The organism is Halobaculum sp. MBLA0147, assembly GCF_041361345.1.
In the GTDB taxonomy this organism is placed as follows: Archaea; Halobacteriota; Halobacteria; order Halobacteriales; family Haloferacaceae; genus JAHENP01.
Window position 1 is genome coordinate 2,701,718 of record NZ_JBGKAD010000001.1, and the last position, 16,866, is coordinate 2,718,583.

At 71.0% G+C, this 16,866-nt stretch carries 16 protein-coding genes; 7 read left to right on the forward strand and 9 right to left on the reverse strand.

Annotation, left to right across the window (positions count from 1 at the left end; translation table 11 throughout):
- Positions 1–7: 7 nt before the first annotated feature.
- Both RYH80_RS13000 and RYH80_RS13005 read right to left on the reverse strand, forming a co-directional pair.
- Positions 8–529 carry a redoxin domain-containing protein gene (locus tag RYH80_RS13000; protein WP_370904315.1) on the reverse strand — a complete coding sequence of 174 codons (522 nt, stop codon included), beginning with the start codon at positions 527–529 and terminating at the stop codon, positions 8–10.
- Between the two features lie 2 nt (positions 530–531).
- Positions 532–831: a glutathione S-transferase N-terminal domain-containing protein gene (locus RYH80_RS13005; protein WP_370904316.1), complete on the reverse strand. Its 300-nt coding sequence runs from the start codon at positions 829–831 to the stop codon at positions 532–534.
- Positions 832–1,078: 247 nt separating this feature from the next.
- Here RYH80_RS13005 and RYH80_RS13010 point away from each other — a divergent pair, with 247 nt between their 5' ends.
- Positions 1,079–2,467, forward strand: coding sequence for a hemolysin family protein (locus tag RYH80_RS13010; RefSeq protein ID WP_370904317.1), 1,389 nt, complete (start codon positions 1,079–1,081; stop codon positions 2,465–2,467).
- 50 nt (positions 2,468–2,517) lie between these two features.
- On the opposite strand, the gene RYH80_RS13015 is transcribed toward RYH80_RS13010, so the two are convergent.
- Positions 2,518–3,699, reverse strand: coding sequence for an inorganic phosphate transporter (locus tag RYH80_RS13015; RefSeq protein WP_370904318.1), 1,182 nt, complete (start codon positions 3,697–3,699; stop codon positions 2,518–2,520).
- Positions 3,700–3,906: 207 nt separating this feature from the next.
- Here RYH80_RS13015 and RYH80_RS13020 point away from each other — a divergent pair, with 207 nt between their 5' ends.
- Positions 3,907–4,155 carry a hypothetical protein gene (locus tag RYH80_RS13020; RefSeq protein ID WP_370904319.1) on the forward strand — a complete coding sequence of 83 codons (249 nt, stop codon included), beginning with the start codon at positions 3,907–3,909 and terminating at the stop codon, positions 4,153–4,155.
- A 42-nt stretch (positions 4,156–4,197) separates the two neighbouring features.
- On the opposite strand, the gene RYH80_RS13025 is transcribed toward RYH80_RS13020, so the two are convergent.
- Entirely contained in the window at positions 4,198–4,353 is a 156-nt protein-coding gene (locus RYH80_RS13025; protein WP_370904321.1) for a DUF7859 family protein, read from the reverse strand.
- 111 nt (positions 4,354–4,464) lie between these two features.
- On the opposite strand from RYH80_RS13025, the gene RYH80_RS13030 reads away from it, so the two are divergent.
- From RYH80_RS13030 to RYH80_RS13040, 3 genes are all read left to right on the forward strand, one after another.
- Positions 4,465–4,929, forward strand: coding sequence for a TRAM domain-containing protein (locus RYH80_RS13030; protein WP_370904322.1), 465 nt, complete (start codon positions 4,465–4,467; stop codon positions 4,927–4,929).
- A 572-nt stretch (positions 4,930–5,501) separates the two neighbouring features.
- Positions 5,502–5,957 carry a Tfx family DNA-binding protein gene (locus RYH80_RS13035; RefSeq protein WP_370904715.1) on the forward strand — a complete coding sequence of 152 codons (456 nt, stop codon included), beginning with the start codon at positions 5,502–5,504 and terminating at the stop codon, positions 5,955–5,957.
- A 137-nt stretch (positions 5,958–6,094) separates the two neighbouring features.
- Positions 6,095–6,877: an SDR family oxidoreductase gene (locus RYH80_RS13040; protein WP_370904323.1), complete on the forward strand. Its 783-nt coding sequence runs from the start codon at positions 6,095–6,097 to the stop codon at positions 6,875–6,877.
- A 67-nt stretch (positions 6,878–6,944) separates the two neighbouring features.
- On the opposite strand, the gene RYH80_RS13045 is transcribed toward RYH80_RS13040, so the two are convergent.
- Both RYH80_RS13045 and RYH80_RS13050 read right to left on the reverse strand, forming a co-directional pair.
- A complete protein-coding gene (locus tag RYH80_RS13045; protein WP_370904716.1) occupies positions 6,945–7,988 on the reverse strand; it encodes a mannose-1-phosphate guanylyltransferase in 1,044 nt (347 codons plus the stop codon).
- 266 nt (positions 7,989–8,254) lie between these two features.
- Positions 8,255–9,169, reverse strand: a complete 915-nt coding sequence (locus tag RYH80_RS13050; protein ID WP_370904717.1) for a DUF8155 domain-containing protein — start codon at positions 9,167–9,169, stop codon at positions 8,255–8,257.
- A gap of 202 nt (positions 9,170–9,371) precedes the next feature.
- Here RYH80_RS13050 and RYH80_RS13055 point away from each other — a divergent pair, with 202 nt between their 5' ends.
- Positions 9,372–10,007: a lipoyl protein ligase domain-containing protein gene (locus RYH80_RS13055; RefSeq protein ID WP_370904718.1), complete on the forward strand. Its 636-nt coding sequence runs from the start codon at positions 9,372–9,374 to the stop codon at positions 10,005–10,007.
- Positions 10,008–10,123: 116 nt separating this feature from the next.
- On the opposite strand, the gene RYH80_RS13060 is transcribed toward RYH80_RS13055, so the two are convergent.
- Both RYH80_RS13060 and RYH80_RS13065 read right to left on the reverse strand, forming a co-directional pair.
- Positions 10,124–10,657: a hypothetical protein gene (locus tag RYH80_RS13060; RefSeq protein ID WP_370904324.1), complete on the reverse strand. Its 534-nt coding sequence runs from the start codon at positions 10,655–10,657 to the stop codon at positions 10,124–10,126.
- Positions 10,654–13,239 carry a penicillin acylase family protein gene (locus tag RYH80_RS13065; RefSeq protein WP_370904325.1) on the reverse strand — a complete coding sequence of 862 codons (2,586 nt, stop codon included), beginning with the start codon at positions 13,237–13,239 and terminating at the stop codon, positions 10,654–10,656. Before RYH80_RS13065 ends, RYH80_RS13060 begins: the two co-directional genes overlap by 4 nt.
- Before the next feature lie 187 nt (positions 13,240–13,426).
- On the opposite strand from RYH80_RS13065, the gene RYH80_RS13070 reads away from it, so the two are divergent.
- Positions 13,427–15,301, forward strand: coding sequence for a rhomboid family intramembrane serine protease (locus RYH80_RS13070; protein WP_370904326.1), 1,875 nt, complete (start codon positions 13,427–13,429; stop codon positions 15,299–15,301).
- Between the two features lie 28 nt (positions 15,302–15,329).
- Here the strand turns inward: RYH80_RS13070 and RYH80_RS13075 are convergent, their stop codons facing one another.
- A complete protein-coding gene (locus RYH80_RS13075) occupies positions 15,330–16,799 on the reverse strand; it encodes a DUF7096 domain-containing protein (protein WP_370904327.1) in 1,470 nt (489 codons plus the stop codon).
- Between the last annotated feature and the right edge of the window lie 67 nt (positions 16,800–16,866).

Below are 16,866 nucleotides of genomic sequence, written 5' to 3' on the forward strand. Positions count from 1 at the left end.
ACGCCGCTCACAGCGACGTGACGTGTGACTCGACCTCGTCGTAGTCCGGGAAGTCGGGCCACTCGCTGGCCACCCACGCGTACTCGACGGTGCGGTCCTCGTCGAGCAGGAACACCGCCGGCCGGTGTTCGGTCACGCCCGTCATCCCGTCGAGGTCGTGTGCGAGGTCGTACTGTGCGGCCACCTCCGCACCGGGATCGGAGAACAACCGGTACGACATCTCTCGCTCGGCGAGGAAGTCGCGGTGTTCGTACGGCGTCGAGATCGAGATCCCGACGACGGTCACGTCGCTGCCCACGTCCTCGCCCCACCCGCGGTCGCGGATCTCGTTCCAGACGTACGTCGCCGGGAACGCGCCGTCCATCGTGTAGAACACCAACGCCACCGGCCCCTCGTCGGTGAGCTCGTCCAGACTGGTGTCGGCCCAGTACTCCTCGCCGACCAGCGGGCGGGTAAAGTCGGGCGCCGTCTCCCCCTCCGTCGGGTGGTCCGTCTCGGGCAACTCGACCACGTCGAAGTCGAGCGCCACGATCACGCACCTCCTGCGGCGGCGTCGGCGGGCTCGCCGTCGCCGTAGGTGTTCTCCAGGTACTCCACGATGTTGGCCGACTCGGACATCGTCACGCCGGTCGCGTGGTCGACGATGGCCGGGACGGTCCGCTTGCCGGTGAGTCGCGCGACGGCGTTCCGCTCGGAGTGCATCGGCTCGACGAACCGCGACTCGTAGTCGAGCCCCTGCGCCTCCAGTACCCGAACGACGCGCTCACAGAACGGACACGCCTGCAGTCGGTAGAGGACGATCCCGTCCTCGGTCGCCGTGTCTACTGCCATACCACGTCGTAGGTCGTCACCCGGCGTAACCTCTTCGCCCGCGGTAGCCCGGCGACGGGAGCCGACGAACCGTCACCGGCGAGAGTCGACGAACTGGTGTCGCCGGGGGTGACGCGGCGTCGAATCGTCGGGACACCCGATCCCCCGTCAGACACGCGCGTACTCGCCTCGTGACGGCAGTCTCTGCCGATACCCACCGGGAGAGAGGACAACCCTTAACCACGGTGCCGGCGAACGCGTCGGTCGTATGGATTTGTCGTCGGCGCTCACTCTCGCCACGTCTGACGCCCTCCTCCAGCTCGGAGGACTGACGGACGCGATTCCGATCAACGACACGACGATCACGATCGGTGGATCGCTGTCTATCCTCGTGTTGATCGGCCTCTCGGCGTTCTTCTCCTCCTCGGAGATCGCCATGTTCTCGCTCGCGAGCCACCGCGTCGAGTCGCTCGTCGAGGAGGGACGCCCGGGGTCGGCCGCGGTCAAGGAGCTGAAGGACGACCCGCACCGGCTGCTCGTGACGATCCTCGTCGGCAACAACATCGTCAACATCGCGATGTCCTCGATCGCGACTGGGCTGTTCGCCCGCTTCATGAGTCAGGGGCAGGCGGTGTTGGCGGCGACGTTCGGCATCACCGCGCTGGTGTTGCTGTTCGGGGAGTCGGCGCCGAAGAGCTACGCCGTCGAGAACACGGAGTCGTGGTCGCTGCGGATCGCGCGCCCGCTCCAGCTCTCGGAGTACGTCCTCTACCCGCTGATCGTCCTCTTCGACTACCTCACGCGGATCGTCAACCAGATCACCGGCGGTCGCTCGGCCATCGAGACCTCCTACGTCACCCGCGACGAGATCCAGGACATGATCCAGACCGGGGAACGGGAGGGGGTCATCGAGGAGGAGGAACGGGAGATGCTCGACCGGATCTTCCGGTTCAACAACACCATCGCCAAGGAGGTGATGACGCCGCGACTGGACGTGCACGCCGTCTCGAAGGAGGCGACCGTCGACGAGGCCATCGAGACCTGCGTCCAGGCGGACCACGAGCGCGTCCCGGTGTACGAGGGGACGCTGGACAACATCATCGGCGTCGTCAACATCCGCGACCTGGTGCGGGAACGCTACTACGGCGAGGCGAACCCGGACCTCGACGACGTGGTGAAGCCGACGCTACACGTTCCCGAGTCGAAGAACGTCGACGACCTGTTGGAGGAGATGCAGGAGTCGCGCGTCCAGATGGTGGTCGTCATCGACGAGTTCGGCACCACGGAGGGACTGATCACGCTGGAGGACATGGCCGAGGAGATCGTCGGGGAGATTCTCGAGGGCGACGAGGACGAACCGATCGAGTTCGTGGACGACGACACCGCCATCGTCCGCGGCGAGGTGAACGTCGACGAGGTCAACGAGGTGTTGGGGATCGACCTCCCGGAGGGCGAGGAGTTCGAGACGCTGGCCGGCTTCGTGTTCAACCGCGCCGGTCGGCTCGTCGAGGAGGGCGAGGAGATCACCTACGACGGGATCACCATCCGGATCGAGAGTGTCGACAACACCCGGATCATCCGGGCCCGCGTCACCGTCACCGACGAGCACGGCGAGCAGCCGAGCGACGACGACGCCGGCGTCGAGGCGGAGAGCTAGCTCGCGACCGGTTCGCGGTGTCGCCGTCTACCTTCTCGCGAGCCGCCGCGTCAGACGACCGCGTCGACCACGGTGAAGGCGGCGTAGCCGCCGCCGAGCGAGAGGGCCAGCGAGCCGAGCCACGCGAGGACGGTGTACACCATCTTCCGGCGGGAGACGCCGCTCCCACCGGCGGCGTAGCCGGAGCCGACGATCGCCGAGACGATGATCTCGTTGAACGAGACCGGAATCCCGAACGCGACCGCGGTCTGTGCGATGGCGAACGAGGGGATCAACGCCGCGATGGACCGCCGCGGTCCGAGACTCGAGTAGTCCTGCGACAGCGCCTTGATCATCCGCGGCGCGCCGGTCCACGAGCCGGCGAGCAGCCCGAGGCCGCCGCCGACCAGCAGGGCGATCACCGGGAGGTCGATCCCGTCACCGAGTAGCGGCACCAGCGGGCCGATGGCGAGTCCGACCTGCGACCCACCGGCGGAGAAGGCGACCAGTCCGCCCAACACGAGCAGGAAGTGGCGCTGTCCGGCGGTCTCGTCGCGACGCAGGTCGAGCCAGAGTAGTCCGCCCGCGAAGCTCGCCGCGGCGAGCGTGACGACGACGGTCCCGACGGCTCCACCGCCGACGAGTGGCCCGGCGAGACTCGCGAGCGATCCCTGTTCGCCGGCCGGGCCGAGGACGGTGAAGCCGACGTTGGCGAGGATCGCACCCACGAGCCCGCCGAGTGCGGGGACGGCGACGGTCTCGGGGACGGACTCGGCCCGCAGAATACGGGCCGTCGCGTAGGCGACCGAGCCGCCGACGACGGGGACGAGCGCCCACAGCGTCGCGATCTCCGTGTACTTCGCCCACGCCGGGTCGCCCCCGAGCGCGAGTCCGACGCCGACGACGGCGCCGGTGACGGTGAACGCGGTCGCGATGGGGTAGCCGGCGAAGACGCCGATCGCGACGAGGATCGCCGCGGTGAGCAGCCCGACGATGGCCGCGACGGCGGTGATCGTGACGCCGCCGATCAGCGAGGTACCGACCGCCTCCGTCACGTTCGCTCCCTGGAGGACGGCCCCGAGGAACCCGAGAATCCCGACGACGAGTCCGGCACGCATCACGGAGATGGCGTTGGCCCCGACGGCCGGCGCGAACGGTGTCGATCCGGAGGAGCCGGCCCCGATGGCCCACGCCATGAACAACGACGCGACGCTGGCGACCGCGAACAACCCCAGCGTCTCCAGGCCTACCATACCGCGCACCTCGTCGCCCGCACACAAGTGGGTGTCTACTCTGTCGTCGGATCGAGTGTGCGAGGGCTCTCTGCCGGACTGGGATCGTCCCGACTGTGTACAGTCGACTCCGATCTGGTATCGATCACACTACGAAACGACAACGACGAATTCGATAATCTGCACACAGTAAAGCTTATGTCTGGTGCAATAGTGATACATTATCACATGCGACGTGTACTACTGACGGTCGCGGTCGCAGTCGGACTGCTCGCACTGACACAGGGTGCCGCTGCAGCACCCACTCCGACGGAGTCGGTCGACGCGGACGTCGCCACGTGGGACGAACCGATCGACGACTGTGTCGGCGTCTGTGACGACGAGACGATCTCCAGTGTCGGTGACCCCGTGAACTTCGCCACGTGGGACGAACCGATCGACGACTGTGTCGGTGTGTGTGACGACGAGACGGTCTGATCCCAGAGACAGACGGGTGGTGTGACCACCCGAGCGGCACTCTCACCGTTTTCCGCGCTGGTACTCGCGCATCGAGTTCACGAGGATCCGTCTGAGGAAGAAGTAGCCGCCGAACACCAACACGAGGAGCCCGACGACGATCACCGTCAGGTCGGGGTCGGCGGTGAGCAGGTCGACCGCGCCGTCGACGACGCCCATACCTCCACGTGCGACGGCGCGTCGTATAGGCCTTCGGGGGTCGATCGAGCGTCGACGACCGACCGGGCAGCGACGGGAAGAGTTAATCACCCGCCCCAGCGAAGAGGTGGTATGGCGGACTGTCCACTGGCGGACGAGTGTCCGCGGTACACGGAGCGCATCCAGGGGATGGGGTGTTCTCACTACGGCGACCGCGGCGGAGCCGAGTGGTGTAGCAGCTACGACATGCCGATCTCGGACCTGAAGTCACAGCCGGTCAAGCCCGGCGAGGAGGTCACCCTCGAGGTCGACGACATCCACGAGAGCGGCGCGGGCGTCGGGAAGACCGGCGACGGGTTCATCGTCCTCGTCGACGGGGTGCTCCCGCCGGCCCACGTCACGGTCCGGATCGACCAGGTGAAACAGAACCACGCGCGGGCGAAGACCGTCGTCGACGAACACGATCCCGAGGACGAGGACGTCGACGACGAGGTGACGGTTGAGCAGGCCGACGCCGACCCCGAGTCCGACCGCAGTGACGACGGCCGGGTCGACGAGGAACGGCTGGGCTCGCGCGAGAACTTCTGGGGCGGCTGAGACCGCGTCGGTCTCGGGCCCGCCACCCGCCAGTCTGGACTCCGCCACCCTCTGTGACACCTCGCCACTGCTCCGCTCCGCCGGAATCGAGCAGTGGGCTCCGCCCTGCCGGAATCGAGCAGTGGGCTCCGCCGCGTCGGAGTTACCACTGTCGACCCTTCTCCACCGGTCACCACACTCCGCTACACTCCGTTCCACCTCCGCCACTCACCCTCGGGCACACGCTCGGGACTCACCGCCTCTCTCGCCACCAGCCACTGCGACCGGCCGTTCGGTCGTCGTCCGCACCGCTCACACCTCGCGGGACGTGTGTCCCGTCGTTTATCAGACTCGCCGCCACACGGGGAGGTATGAGTCGAGACGAGCGGGTGGGCGAGGACCCCGAGCCAGCCGGCGACCCTGTCGCGGACGGGAGCGGCGTCACCGAGGGGGACGAGCGGGGCGGTAGCTCCAAGAGCGAGTCCCACTCCCGCGACGGGTCCACGGGCGGCGACGGGTCCGCGGGCGGCGACGGGTCCGCGGGCGGCGACGGGTCCGCGGGCGGCGACGGCTCCCCGGACGGCGACGACGGCGTGCCAGCCGCGGCAGAACTGCTGTCGCGTGCGGGGTTCGACTCCGACGGGAACGTCCTCACGCGGCGGCAGGCGGAGGTGTTGGCGCTGCGCGAGCGGGGGCTCCGACAGGCGGACATCGCCGAGCGACTGGGCACCTCGCGGGCGAACGTCTCCAGCGTCGAGGCGAGCGCCCGGGAGAACGTCGAGAAGGCCCGCGAGACGGTCGCGTTCGCCGAGACCGTCGCCGCGCCCGTCCGCGTCGAGGTGCCGGCCGGGTCGGACCTGTACGACGTGCCGGACCAGGTGTACGACGCCTGCGACGAGGCGGACCTGAAGGTGAGCTACTCCGCGCCGGACCTGATGAAACTCGTCAGCGACGCGGCGGGTGACGCCGTCGCCGGCCGGCGCGTCGACGCCGATCTCCTCGTGGGTGTCCGCTCGGACGGCTCCGTCCGCGTGCGTCGGGCCGACTGAGTCGCGCTCTCCGACCCCGGGTACCGGCGGTGTTGCAACCCGCTCGCCCTGCACCCGTCGGCGACGCGGTGACCCCCGCACGCGGTCTACCGCCACCCAAGCACCTTTTCGCCGTCGTGGCGAACGCCGGGTCACAGATGGATCTGGGTCTCGACGGCGACACGGCACTGGTGACGGCGAGTTCGAGCGGTCTCGGGTTCGCGTCCGCGAAGGCGTTGACCCGCGAGGGGGCCGACGTGGTGATCTGTGGGCGGACCCCGGAGCGACTGGACGACGCCGCGGCGGAGCTGGCGGACACACCCGGCGCGGTGGAGACGGTGGCGGCGGACCTCACCGAACGCGGCGACGTGACGGCGCTCGTCGAGGCGACCGTCGAGGCGTTCGGCGGGATCGACCACGTCGTCACCTCCGCCGGCGGCGTCCCGCCGGGCTCGTTCGCGGACGCGGCGGACCGCGACTGGTACGGCGCATACGACACGCTCGTGATGAGCGTCGTCTGGACGCTCCGCGAGGCGCGACCGCACCTCGAAGCCAGCGAGAACGGGACGATCACGGCGATCACCTCGACGAGCGTGCAGGAACCCATCGAGAACCTGATCCTCTCGAACGTCGTCCGCCGCGGCGTGATCGGGCTGGTGAAGAGCCTCGCCCGCGAGTGGGCACCGGACGTGCGCGCGAACGCGGTCCTCCCCGGCGCCCACGAGACCGCCCGGATCGAGGAGTTGATCGAGGACGCCATCGACCGCGGGGAGTTCGACGACTACGACGCGGGGCTGGCCGACTGGGCCGACGGCGTGCCACTGGCGCGGATCGGCGACCCCGAACGGTTCGGCGAGGTGGTGGCGTTCCTCGCGAGTGACGCCGCCGGCTTCGTGAACGGCGCGACGCTCCCGGTGGACGGCGGGCGGTTGCGGAGTTGATCCACTTCGGCGGCTCGGCGGGGTGGCTCGGCTACGGAGACAGAGACATCCCACAGTACACGGGTGTTCAGAACTCGTCCGACTCCCGCAACTCGGCCACCACCTCACGCACTCGTTGACTCTCCGCCTTCGGCACCACCAACACGCGGTCGTCGTACGCGACCACACACAGGTCGTCGACGCCGACGAGGGAGACGTGCGTCTCGGCGTCGCCCGCGACGACGTTCCCGGTCGCGTCGACGGTCACCGCGTCGGCGTGGAGCGCGTTCCCGTCGTCGTCCCGCTCGCCGAGGCGTTCGAGCGCGTCCCACGAGCCGAGGTCGTCCCACGCGAAGTCGGCGGGGACGACCGCGGCGCGGTCCGTCCGCTCCATCACGGCGTAGTCGACACTCACCGGCTCGACAGCGTCGAACGCGGCCGCCGGCTCGCCGTCGGCGAGCGGGTCGAGCATCGGCGCCAGCGGCGTCCCCTCGGCGGCGGCGAACAGGGCCGTCGGTGTCCACGCGAAGATCCCCGCGTTCCAGCGGTAGCCGTCCGCGCGGAACTGCTCGGCCGTCTCCGCGTCCGGCTTCTCGTGGAACGCGACGAGGTCGTGGTACGCGCCTCGATCTGCGCCGGGTTCGACGTACCCGTACCCCGTCTCCGGGCGCGTCGGCTCGACGCCGAAAGTGACGAGCCGCTCCGTCTCGGCGGCGACAGACACCCCCGTCGCCAGCGTCCGCTCGAAGGCCGTCGCGTCCGGGACGTGGTGGTCCGCCGGGAGGATGGCGACCACGGGCTCGGGGCCGTGGGCGGGCACCGGCAACTCCCCCGCGGCGGCCAACTCGCGGACGCGGTGGGTGGCGTACAGCATCGCCGGACCAGTGTCCTTCGGCTCCGGTTCCGTGAGCACCGTCGCCGTCGGCGCCCGCTCGCGCACGGCGTCGGCGAACCGCTCGCGCGTCGCGACGACCGTCGCGTCGGCGAAGCCGGTGCGGTCGAGTGTCCGCGCGAGCAGCGAGCGCTCGCCACCCAGCGGGAGGAACTGCTTCGGGCGATCCGAACGCGCTGCGGGGTACAAGCGTGTGCCAGTGCCGCCGGCCAACACGACGGCGACCACCGGTCGGTCGATCGCCGGCGGCGACTCGGCCGCTCCGCTGCCGCCACCGTCGATCACACCGTCACCGTCACCCGCACCCTCCTCGGCCTCACTCGAACGATCCATGCCCACACCCTGCGTGATCGGGAGAGAAAAGTGGCCGTGGTGTCGCGTCGCCCCGACGCCGTCGCCCGAGTGTAGTCGGTCGAGTGCCCTCACCAGAGACCCGTCACCCGGGTGCCCTCACCAGAGACCCGTCACCCGGGTGCCCTCACCAGAGACCCGTCACCCGGGTGCCCTCACCCGAGCCGTCGTGGGTCGTCGACTCGCTCGACGGAGACGGACACCGTCTCGCCGATCTCGAAGGACGGCTCGCCGGCCGCCGGGCGCGAGACGACCTTGGGGCCGAAGCCGGCCTCCCGAGAGGCGAACAGCGACAGTCCGGTGACGCGCTTGCCGTCGACGGAGACTGCCACGTCGTCCCAGGTGACCGTCCGTCCGGTCGCCGTCCCCACGGGGGTCCCGAACAGCGAGAGCGAGGCCTCGTCGCTCGCCGTCGGCGTTCTGTCGAGTCGCCCGCCGCCCGTGTAGTGTGGGAGTCCGCCGTCCAGTGGGACGCCCTCGTCGCTGGCGAGCGAGACGTACGTCCCGGGATCGGGGTGACTCGGCGCGTCGAGGACGGCGTACGTCTCTCCCGTGTCGACGACACGCGCGGTGCCGTTCCACGTCACGGGCGCGACGGGTACGTCGACGGCCAGCGGCAGCGACCCGCTGGCGCGGTAGAGGTTCGCCGTCGGGTCGCGGAACTCGACGTGGACGTGGTTGTCCACCCACTGCCCGAAGAATCCCGAGCGGACCATCCCGCCGAGCGGGTCGCCGACGGCGACGTGGTCGCCAGCCGCCACGGCGGGGTCGACGTGGAGGACCCGCGCGACCACGTCGCCGGTGTCGATCAGTATCAGGTGGTCGTGGTCGACGGCGTACGACCGGTCCGGACACTGCACCGTCCGTGTGTCGAGCACCTCCCCGGCGACGGGGGCGGCGGCGACGTTCGTCTCCGGGTAGAGGTCGATCCCGTGGCCGCGGTCGTGGGCCGGGTACGGGGAGTTGTACACCGAGAACCGTCGATAGCGCTCGACGACGGCTCGTAGGAGCGTCACCTGGACGACCTCGCCGCAGCTACCGTCGCCGTCTCCGCCGCGGGTGACGGACAGACTCGTGTCGGTGTCGCCGTCCGATCCACCTGTGCCCGCGTCGCTCCGACGCTCACCGGCTCGGTCCGCGTGGTCGGTCACACCACTCGTCGGGGTCGCAACGGCTTAGACGCCCCGGACCGGAACGGGCATCGTGACGACCGTTCGGGTGTACCGCGGCCGCCGAAGCACGCGCGAGGCGGACCGTGCGGCGACGCGGGCGATGGTCGACCGGGCCGGCGAGACGGGGGTGCCGGCGGTCCGCGTGTGGACGCCCGGCCGACAGCTCGCCTTCGGTCGCCGGGACACGCGCGCCGACGGCTACGAGGCGGCTCGCGACGCGGCGGCGGCCCACGCGTTCCCGCCGGTCGAGCGGTCCGTCGGCGGCCGTGCGGTGGCGTACGCCGAGACGACCCTCGCGTTCGCCCACGCCGTGCCGACGGACGGCGACCGGACCGGGTTGGACGACCGCTACGAGACGGCCGTCGACACCGTCGTCGACGCCCTCCGCGCCGTGGACGCCTCCGTGACGCGGGGGGAACCGGCCGACAGCTACTGTCCGGGTGACTACTCCGTCCGCGCCGTCGAGGGCGGGAAGGTGGCCGGCATCGCGCAGCGCGTCCGGAAGGGGGCCGCGCTCGTCGCCGGGAGCGTCACCGTCGCCGAGCGGGACGCGATCCGGGCGGTGCTCGCGGACGTGTACGACCACCTCGCCGTGGCGTTCGCGCCGGACTCGGTCGGGAGCGTCGCGGCCGCCGGCGGTCCCGCCGAGCCGCGTCCAGTGCGTCGGGCCCTGGAGTCGGCGCTCGTCGACGACCGCGAGCGGACGCTGCGGGACGTGACCGAACTGGCGGAGTAGGCTCCCTGCCGACGGTACCCACGAGACTGCGAGCGCCGTGTAGCGACAGCGTCAGACCACGGCACGTGCGAAGTCGGCGGCAGAAGACCACGGACCGTGCGAGCCCGCCGACGGAGTCAGACCACGGACCGTGCGAGCCCGCCGATCAGTCCGGCGACGAGCGGGACGGCGACGCCGACGCCGAACACCTGTCGCATCGCGACGGCGGTCGCCACCACCGACGAGCCGCTCGCCGCGAGGACGGCGACGTGTGTGACGACGACCACGACGCCGAACCCGACGCCGGCGGCGAGGCCGCGCCGTGGCGTCTCACGAGTGAGCGAGACGAGCGCCGCGCCGACGACGAGTCCGACCCAGTGGAGCGAGCCGAGCACGACCCCGACGACGACTGCGAGAATCGCCGTCGCCATCCGCGTCCGCGGCTCGCCACGGAGCCGGTCGAGCGTGCTCGGGGCGCCGCCGGTCACGGCCGCCGTCTCGTCCGCGGCGACCGGGTCCGTCCCCGTCGCGTCTGTGTCCAGTGCGGCTTCCGCCTCCACCTCTCGTGCTGTCGTGTCCGCGTCCGACACACCGTCTGCGTCCGTCTCCCCGGCGGCCGGTGACGGCGCCGTCTCGGCGTCGTCGTCCGGGGACCACTCGTCGTCGCTCACTGTGACCCCTCCTCGAAGGTGACCGCCACCGGGCCGCGGTGCTCGCGGTCCATCCGTTTGAACTCGCCGTCGGCCCACAGCTTCAGTTGGTCGTCGTAGTGCTCGGAGAACGGCACGCCGTCGTTACCCCCCGGGAGCACACACTGCGAGGTGCGCTCGTCCATCGGACACACCTGTCGCCAACTGCTGCCGGCGTCCGCCTCGTCGTGGACGTTGAACAGTGTCGCCGCCGAGCCGTCCGTGGGGTACACCTCGTAGTTGAGTCCGCCACGGTCGAACGGGTGCGTGACGGTCGTCCGCTGGTAGTCGCCGTACGTCTCCCACCCTTCCGTCTCGCGCTCGGCGACCGTACGCGACAGCGCCTCCCGCACCGCGGCGTCGCGCCCCTCGGGGAACCACTCGGCGTCCGGCGGCAACCCCGCCAACACCCAGTCGTTCGGGAGGTACTCGGACGGGTCCCGCCGATCGTCGAGTCGCTCCGCCAGAACCGGACGGACGGCCACGTCGCGGTAGTGTGCCCGGAAGCGGACGAACAGCAGCGCGCCGACGGAGTCGCGGGTCACACGGCCGTCCCACGAGAGGATCTCGTCGGCGGCGCTCGCGACCTCGCCGGAGAGCCCCTCGCGTGCCGCGGCGATCACCGGACGGAGTCTGTCGTACCGTCGCGACCGCACGTCCCGTTGGATCGACCGGAGGTCTGCGGGCGTGACCGAGTCGCCGTCCTCGCGCGCTCGGTCGACGACGGCGTCGAGGCGTCGCCAGAGTTGCTGTCCACGGAACGGCTCGCCGTACGCCTCGGCGAAGTAGTGTGGGTACGCCTCGTCGTCGACGATCCGCTGGTTCGCCGTCCCGACGTACGCCGGGTTCCGGACGTGTGGCATCTCCTCGTAGGGGATCACCGCACCGGCAGGTGCGAGTTCGCCGTCGGCGGTGTCGCCGCCCGTCCCGTCGCCGCCGGTCGTCTCCGGGTCGCCGTTCCACGTCGACTCGCCGTACGGCGTGTAGCCGCGCCACTCCCCCTCGCGAGCGGAGCCGTCGAACACGCGGTCGCCTCGCACCGGCTCGCCGTCCGTGTACCGGATCGGGACGCGACCCGTGACGCGGTAGAGTACGTTCCCGTCGCGGTCGGCGTACACGCAGTTCTGTGTGGGCTCGTCGAACCGCCGGAGGGCGGTCTCCACGTCGTCGATCCCTGTCGAGCGGTTGAGGTCCCGCACCGCGAGTGTCGTGTCCGTGGCCGTGAGCCCGGTCCACGCGAGCCCGACGGGAGCGCGGAGTTCGTCTCCGTCCGACTCGCGGTCGAGCACCGCGCCGTGGACGGACTTCCGCACCGTCACCGTCCGGTCTTCGCCGTCCGCGACTTCGATGGTCGTCTCCTCGGTGTCGAACGCGCGCCACTCGTCGCCGTAGCGGTACTCCGTGCCGTCGGCGCGCGTCTCGTAGGTGTAGAAGTCGATCACGTCCGCGCCGGCGTTGGTGAACCCCCACGTGCCGTGGTCGTTCTCGCCGATGACGACCGGCGGCACGCCGGGGAACGAGACACCACGCACCCGGTAGTCGGGCGCGTCGAGCACCTGCTCGTACCACACCGGCGGCGCCTGCAGCGTCAGGTGTGGGTCGTTCGCCACGATCGGCGCGCCGGTGTCGGTGAACTCGCCGGACACGGCCCACGAGTTCGACCCGATCCACGGCGGCGGCTCGACCGCCGACAGCCACCGTTCCGTCTCGGGGTCGAGTGCCGGCGAGCGCGCGCCGGCAGACCGGTCGGCGTCGTCCGGGCGCGTGTCGGTCGATCCACCCGAGCCGACGGCGCCGCGAGCGGTCGGGTCCGACACCGACGCCGCCCCGTCGCCGTCGACGCGTGGCGAGAACCCAGTCGTCGCGCCCTCGTGGCCGAGGATCGCGTCGTCGTGGTCGAGTCTGGCCGGGAGCAACTGGCGGGCGGCGTCCGCGCCGAGTTCCCCCGCCAGCGTCGCGCGGCGGAGGGTACGGAAACTCCCCGTGAGCCCCCAGGCGATCTGTTTCTCCGCGAGCATCACGTCCGTCGGCCGCCACGGGTCCGGTTCGAACTCGAGCAGTTGGAACTCCACCGGGAGCGGGTGGTCCCCGCGAGCGCGGTTCACCCCGTCGCAGTACGCCTCGACGAGCGGGCCGGCCTCCGTGTCGGCGATCCGATCCCAGGTGGCGGCCGCCGCCCCGGCGAAGTCGACCTGCGTGTAGAAGCGGTCGGAGTCCAGCGTCGCCTCGCCGACCACCGCCGACAGTTCCCCGCGCATCTGCCGTCGCTGGAGGTCCATCTGGAACAACCGGTCGCGGCCGTGTGCGTAGCCGACGGCGAAGTACGTCGCCGCCTCCGACTCGCCGGAGACGCGAGCGACGCCGTAGTCGTCGTACCGCAGCTCCGCGGTGCCGTACGGCGATGTGACGGTCCCGGGCGTGTCTCGGTCGGCGGCGTCCCACACGCCGCCCGACAGCGGCGCGAACCGATCGAGGTACCCCCGGACGGGGCCGAGGAACCCGCCGGCCGTCGCGCCGGCGGCGACCGCGGCGACCAGCCCGCGCCGGGTGATATCAGTGTCCATACCACGCGTGGTGTGCTGCCGGGGCTTAAATCCAGAGACACACCGCCCCACGGCACCGGGGTTGGAACTCGGCCGCGAGTGAGTCGTCTCTCGGCGTCTCTCCGCGGTCGAGTCGTCTCTCGGCGTCCGTCGAGGCAGGGTCACCACCCCGTCATTGAAGACGCCGTACCGCCACGAGACGACCAAGATGGTCGGAGTCGTCGGTCAGGTACCGCCCGTCGCACAGCGTGGGGCGCTGCTCGTCGCGGTCGTGCTCGCGGTCGTCGTCGGTGTCGCGCTGGAACGGCGGAGCGGTCGCCGCCCGCTCGCACGGGTCAGACGGCGATTGCTCTTCGGCGTCCCGTGGGGGACGATCACCGCCGCGGCGTTCGTCGTCGCCGTCTACCTGTTCGTCCAGGGTGGGTGGTCCAACTGGTACGACCCCGTCGTCGTCCCGTTCCGGGCGTGGTCGTACTTCGCGCCGACCGGCGTCGCGGTCGCGGCGTTCGGTCACGCGAACCCGAGTCACCTGCTCGGGAACCTGGTCGGGACCGTGACGGTCGCCCCGCTCGTCGAGTACGTCTGGGGTCACTACCCCCGCGAGCGTGGGGCACACAGCTTCGACGGGTACGCTCGGAACCCGTACGTCAGGGCGTTCGTGCTGTTCCCCGCGGCGGTCGTCGCCGTCGGCGTCGCGACGGCGGTGTTCTCGTTGGGGCCGGTGATCGGCTTCTCCGGCGTCGTCTTCGCGTTCGTCGGCTTCGCGCTGGTGTACTACCCGCTGGGTACCGTCGTCGCGCTCTCGGCGGGCAGTGTCGTCCGACTGGCGTACCGCGCGCTCCGCGACCCGTCGCTGACGGCGTCCGGTCGGTCGGCGTTCGTCACGCCGTGGTGGGCCGACATCGCGATCCAGGGGCACGCGTTCGGACTGCTGCTCGGGGTCGTCGCCGCGGGCGCGCTCGCACAGCGACGCACGAGCGGGCTCCCCTCGCCCGGCCGGCTGCTCGTCGGCGCGGTGCTCGTCGGCGTCGCACAGAACCTCTGGGCGGTGTACTGGTTCCTCGGCGGGGGGGAGTACGTCCTCTTCCGTGCCGTCGGCCTCTCGCTCGTGGTGGTGCTCGCGGTGCTCGTCGCCGCGGTGGCGGTCGACGACACCGAAGACGACGGCTCGGTGGAGAGCGACCGGGACGAGCGTGACCCAGACGAGACCGGCCCCTCACCGACCACCTCGGGTTCCACACCCGATCCGACCACGACGCGCGCGGACGGCGGTGACGACCGAGAGCGAGCAGCCCCCGACCACGGAGACTCGACTACGGGCGACGACGAGGCGTCTGGAACGAGCGAACAGACACCCGGACTCCTGGTGGGTCTCGACGCGACGACCGTCCGGACGCTGTCGGTCACGCTCCTCGTGATGGTGCTGGCGGTGTTGGCGGGTGTCGCCGTGCCGACGAACATGTTGGCGGTCGACGACGAGCCGCTCCCCGGCGAGCCGGTCGAGGTCCGTGGGTACACGGTCACCTACGCCGAGGACGTGGAGAACGGGATGGTGTCCGTCGTCGACGTGGCCGCCTTCGGCCTCTCGACCAGCGTGAACACCTCGGGGGTGATCGTCCGCAACCCGGACCGGAACGTCTGGACGACGGCCGTCCCACGGGACAGACTGGCGTTCGGCGGGCGCCAGACCGTCGTCCTCGGTGGCGTCGGCTGGCGCGAGACGGTGGCCGTCGACCGACGTGGCTACTCGGCGGCGGGCGGCGGCACCGCCTACACCGTCTCGCTCGTGCACGACGGCGAGCGCCGGCGGGTGTTCCGTTCGGAACCAGCGCGTGCAGAACCACGGGTCGCTGGGTGGAACGTCTCCGTCGTCGCCGCCGAGCGTGGCTTCGCACTCGCGCTGTCGGACGGCAACGAGACACTCGCGACGCCGATTCCCGAGGGCAACGAGTCCGCGACGCTCGGCGGGGTCACCTTCGTCCGCGACGGCCGCGCCGTGTTCGCGCTCGTCGGCTCCGACGGGAACCAGACCCGCGTCCGTGTCGCCGCCCGCGAACGGTACCGCGGGCAGAGCGACCGGTAGGTGAGGACTCTCGACGGGCGACGCGTCCTCAGAGTCGCACTCGGTCGTCCACCGACCAGTCTCCCGTCGAGCGGCTCCGTGTCGGCGACGCGACACGCCGCGCCGGGGGAGCGACACTCTGCGACCGGAGCGCGTCGCCGACCGTCACCGGTCGGAGCGGCGTCGTCGAGACGATCACCGCGCCGTCGTTCTGGTCGACGGCCGTGATCGCGTACCCACCCTGGTTCGAGGGGCCAAGTGCCCACAACACGCCGTCGTCACCGGTCGTCCCGAGCCGGGTGACCCGGTTCGCACCGATCGTGTTGACCAACACGGAGGCGTTCACCGGCTCGCCGGTCGTGTTGTCCGTCACGGTCACACGGAGCGGCCCACCGGGGAAGGTCCGGGTGACCTCCATCCGGAGGTTGTTCAGTACCTCGCTCTTCGTCTCCCGCGCGGGGTAGCGGTCGAGGTCGAGTCGCTGGACCTCGCGGAACACGCGACCGACACCGCCACGGACGGAGGTCTCCAACACGCCACCCGGGTAGTCGACGGTGAGCGTGAACGTCTCGTTCGAGCCCTCGCCGCTGGTCCCGTTGCGTGCCGCCCAGATCTCCGGGTAGCTCCGGGCGGTGACGTTCGCCGCCGCCGCCCCGGTCAGCCCCGGCGTCCCCTCCTCCCAGAGGAACCCGCGGTACACCTCGCGGACGTACGTGCCGTCGCGGAGCGTCGAGAGAGCGAGTCCCTTGTCGGTCGTCGCCACGTACACCCGGATCGGCCCGATCTCGCCGGCGAGGGCGGCGGCCACTCGTTCGCGGATCGGACTGTCGAACGTCGTCAACTCGGCGTCGAGCCGGGACAGTTCCGTCGACGTCGGTGCCCCCGACGGGAGCGACGACTCGGCGACACTGCCGAGGTAGTCGCTCCGATCGTGTAACAACTCCGCCGTCCGGTCGACACTCGCCAGTCCCGTCAGGAACGTCCGCTCGTCGATCCGACCGGCGTTGAACGCCGCGATCAACGCGGCCTGACGCTGCCGCAACTCGGCCGTCCGGTTGCCCAACTCGTCGGTCGCCGACCGAATCGCCGCCGCGCGGGCGGCAGCGCCGTCCGTCCCGGCGACCCGCTCTCTGACCGCCAGCGTCTCCAGTCGGACCGCCCCAGCGTCGACACGCCACGCAGTTGCGCTCCCGGCGTCGATCCGGACACTCGTCAGCTCCGTCGCGTCGACGGCGTTGGACGGGAGTGCGAGCACCCGAGTCACGTTGGGGCTCCCGCTCACGTTCCGTGCGCTGTCACTCGTCTCGGTCGCTGCGGCAGTCGCCCCCGAGCGGAGTGTCGGCCGATCGGGTGTCGGGAACGGCGCCGGGGCGGCGGCGGTGTCGGGGGACGGCGCCGGGGACTGGTCCGGTGTGACGGCGTCCCCGGGTGTCGCGGGCGCCGGCGGGCCGTACGTGGCGGCGTGACCGACGCCGGCGAACACCACCACGGCGGCGAGGATCACGGGGAGGGCTCTCATCGGCTCCTCGTACCGCCCGCCGGTACAAAAAATGGTGCGGAACGACGAGTGAGACGGGGCCGACGCG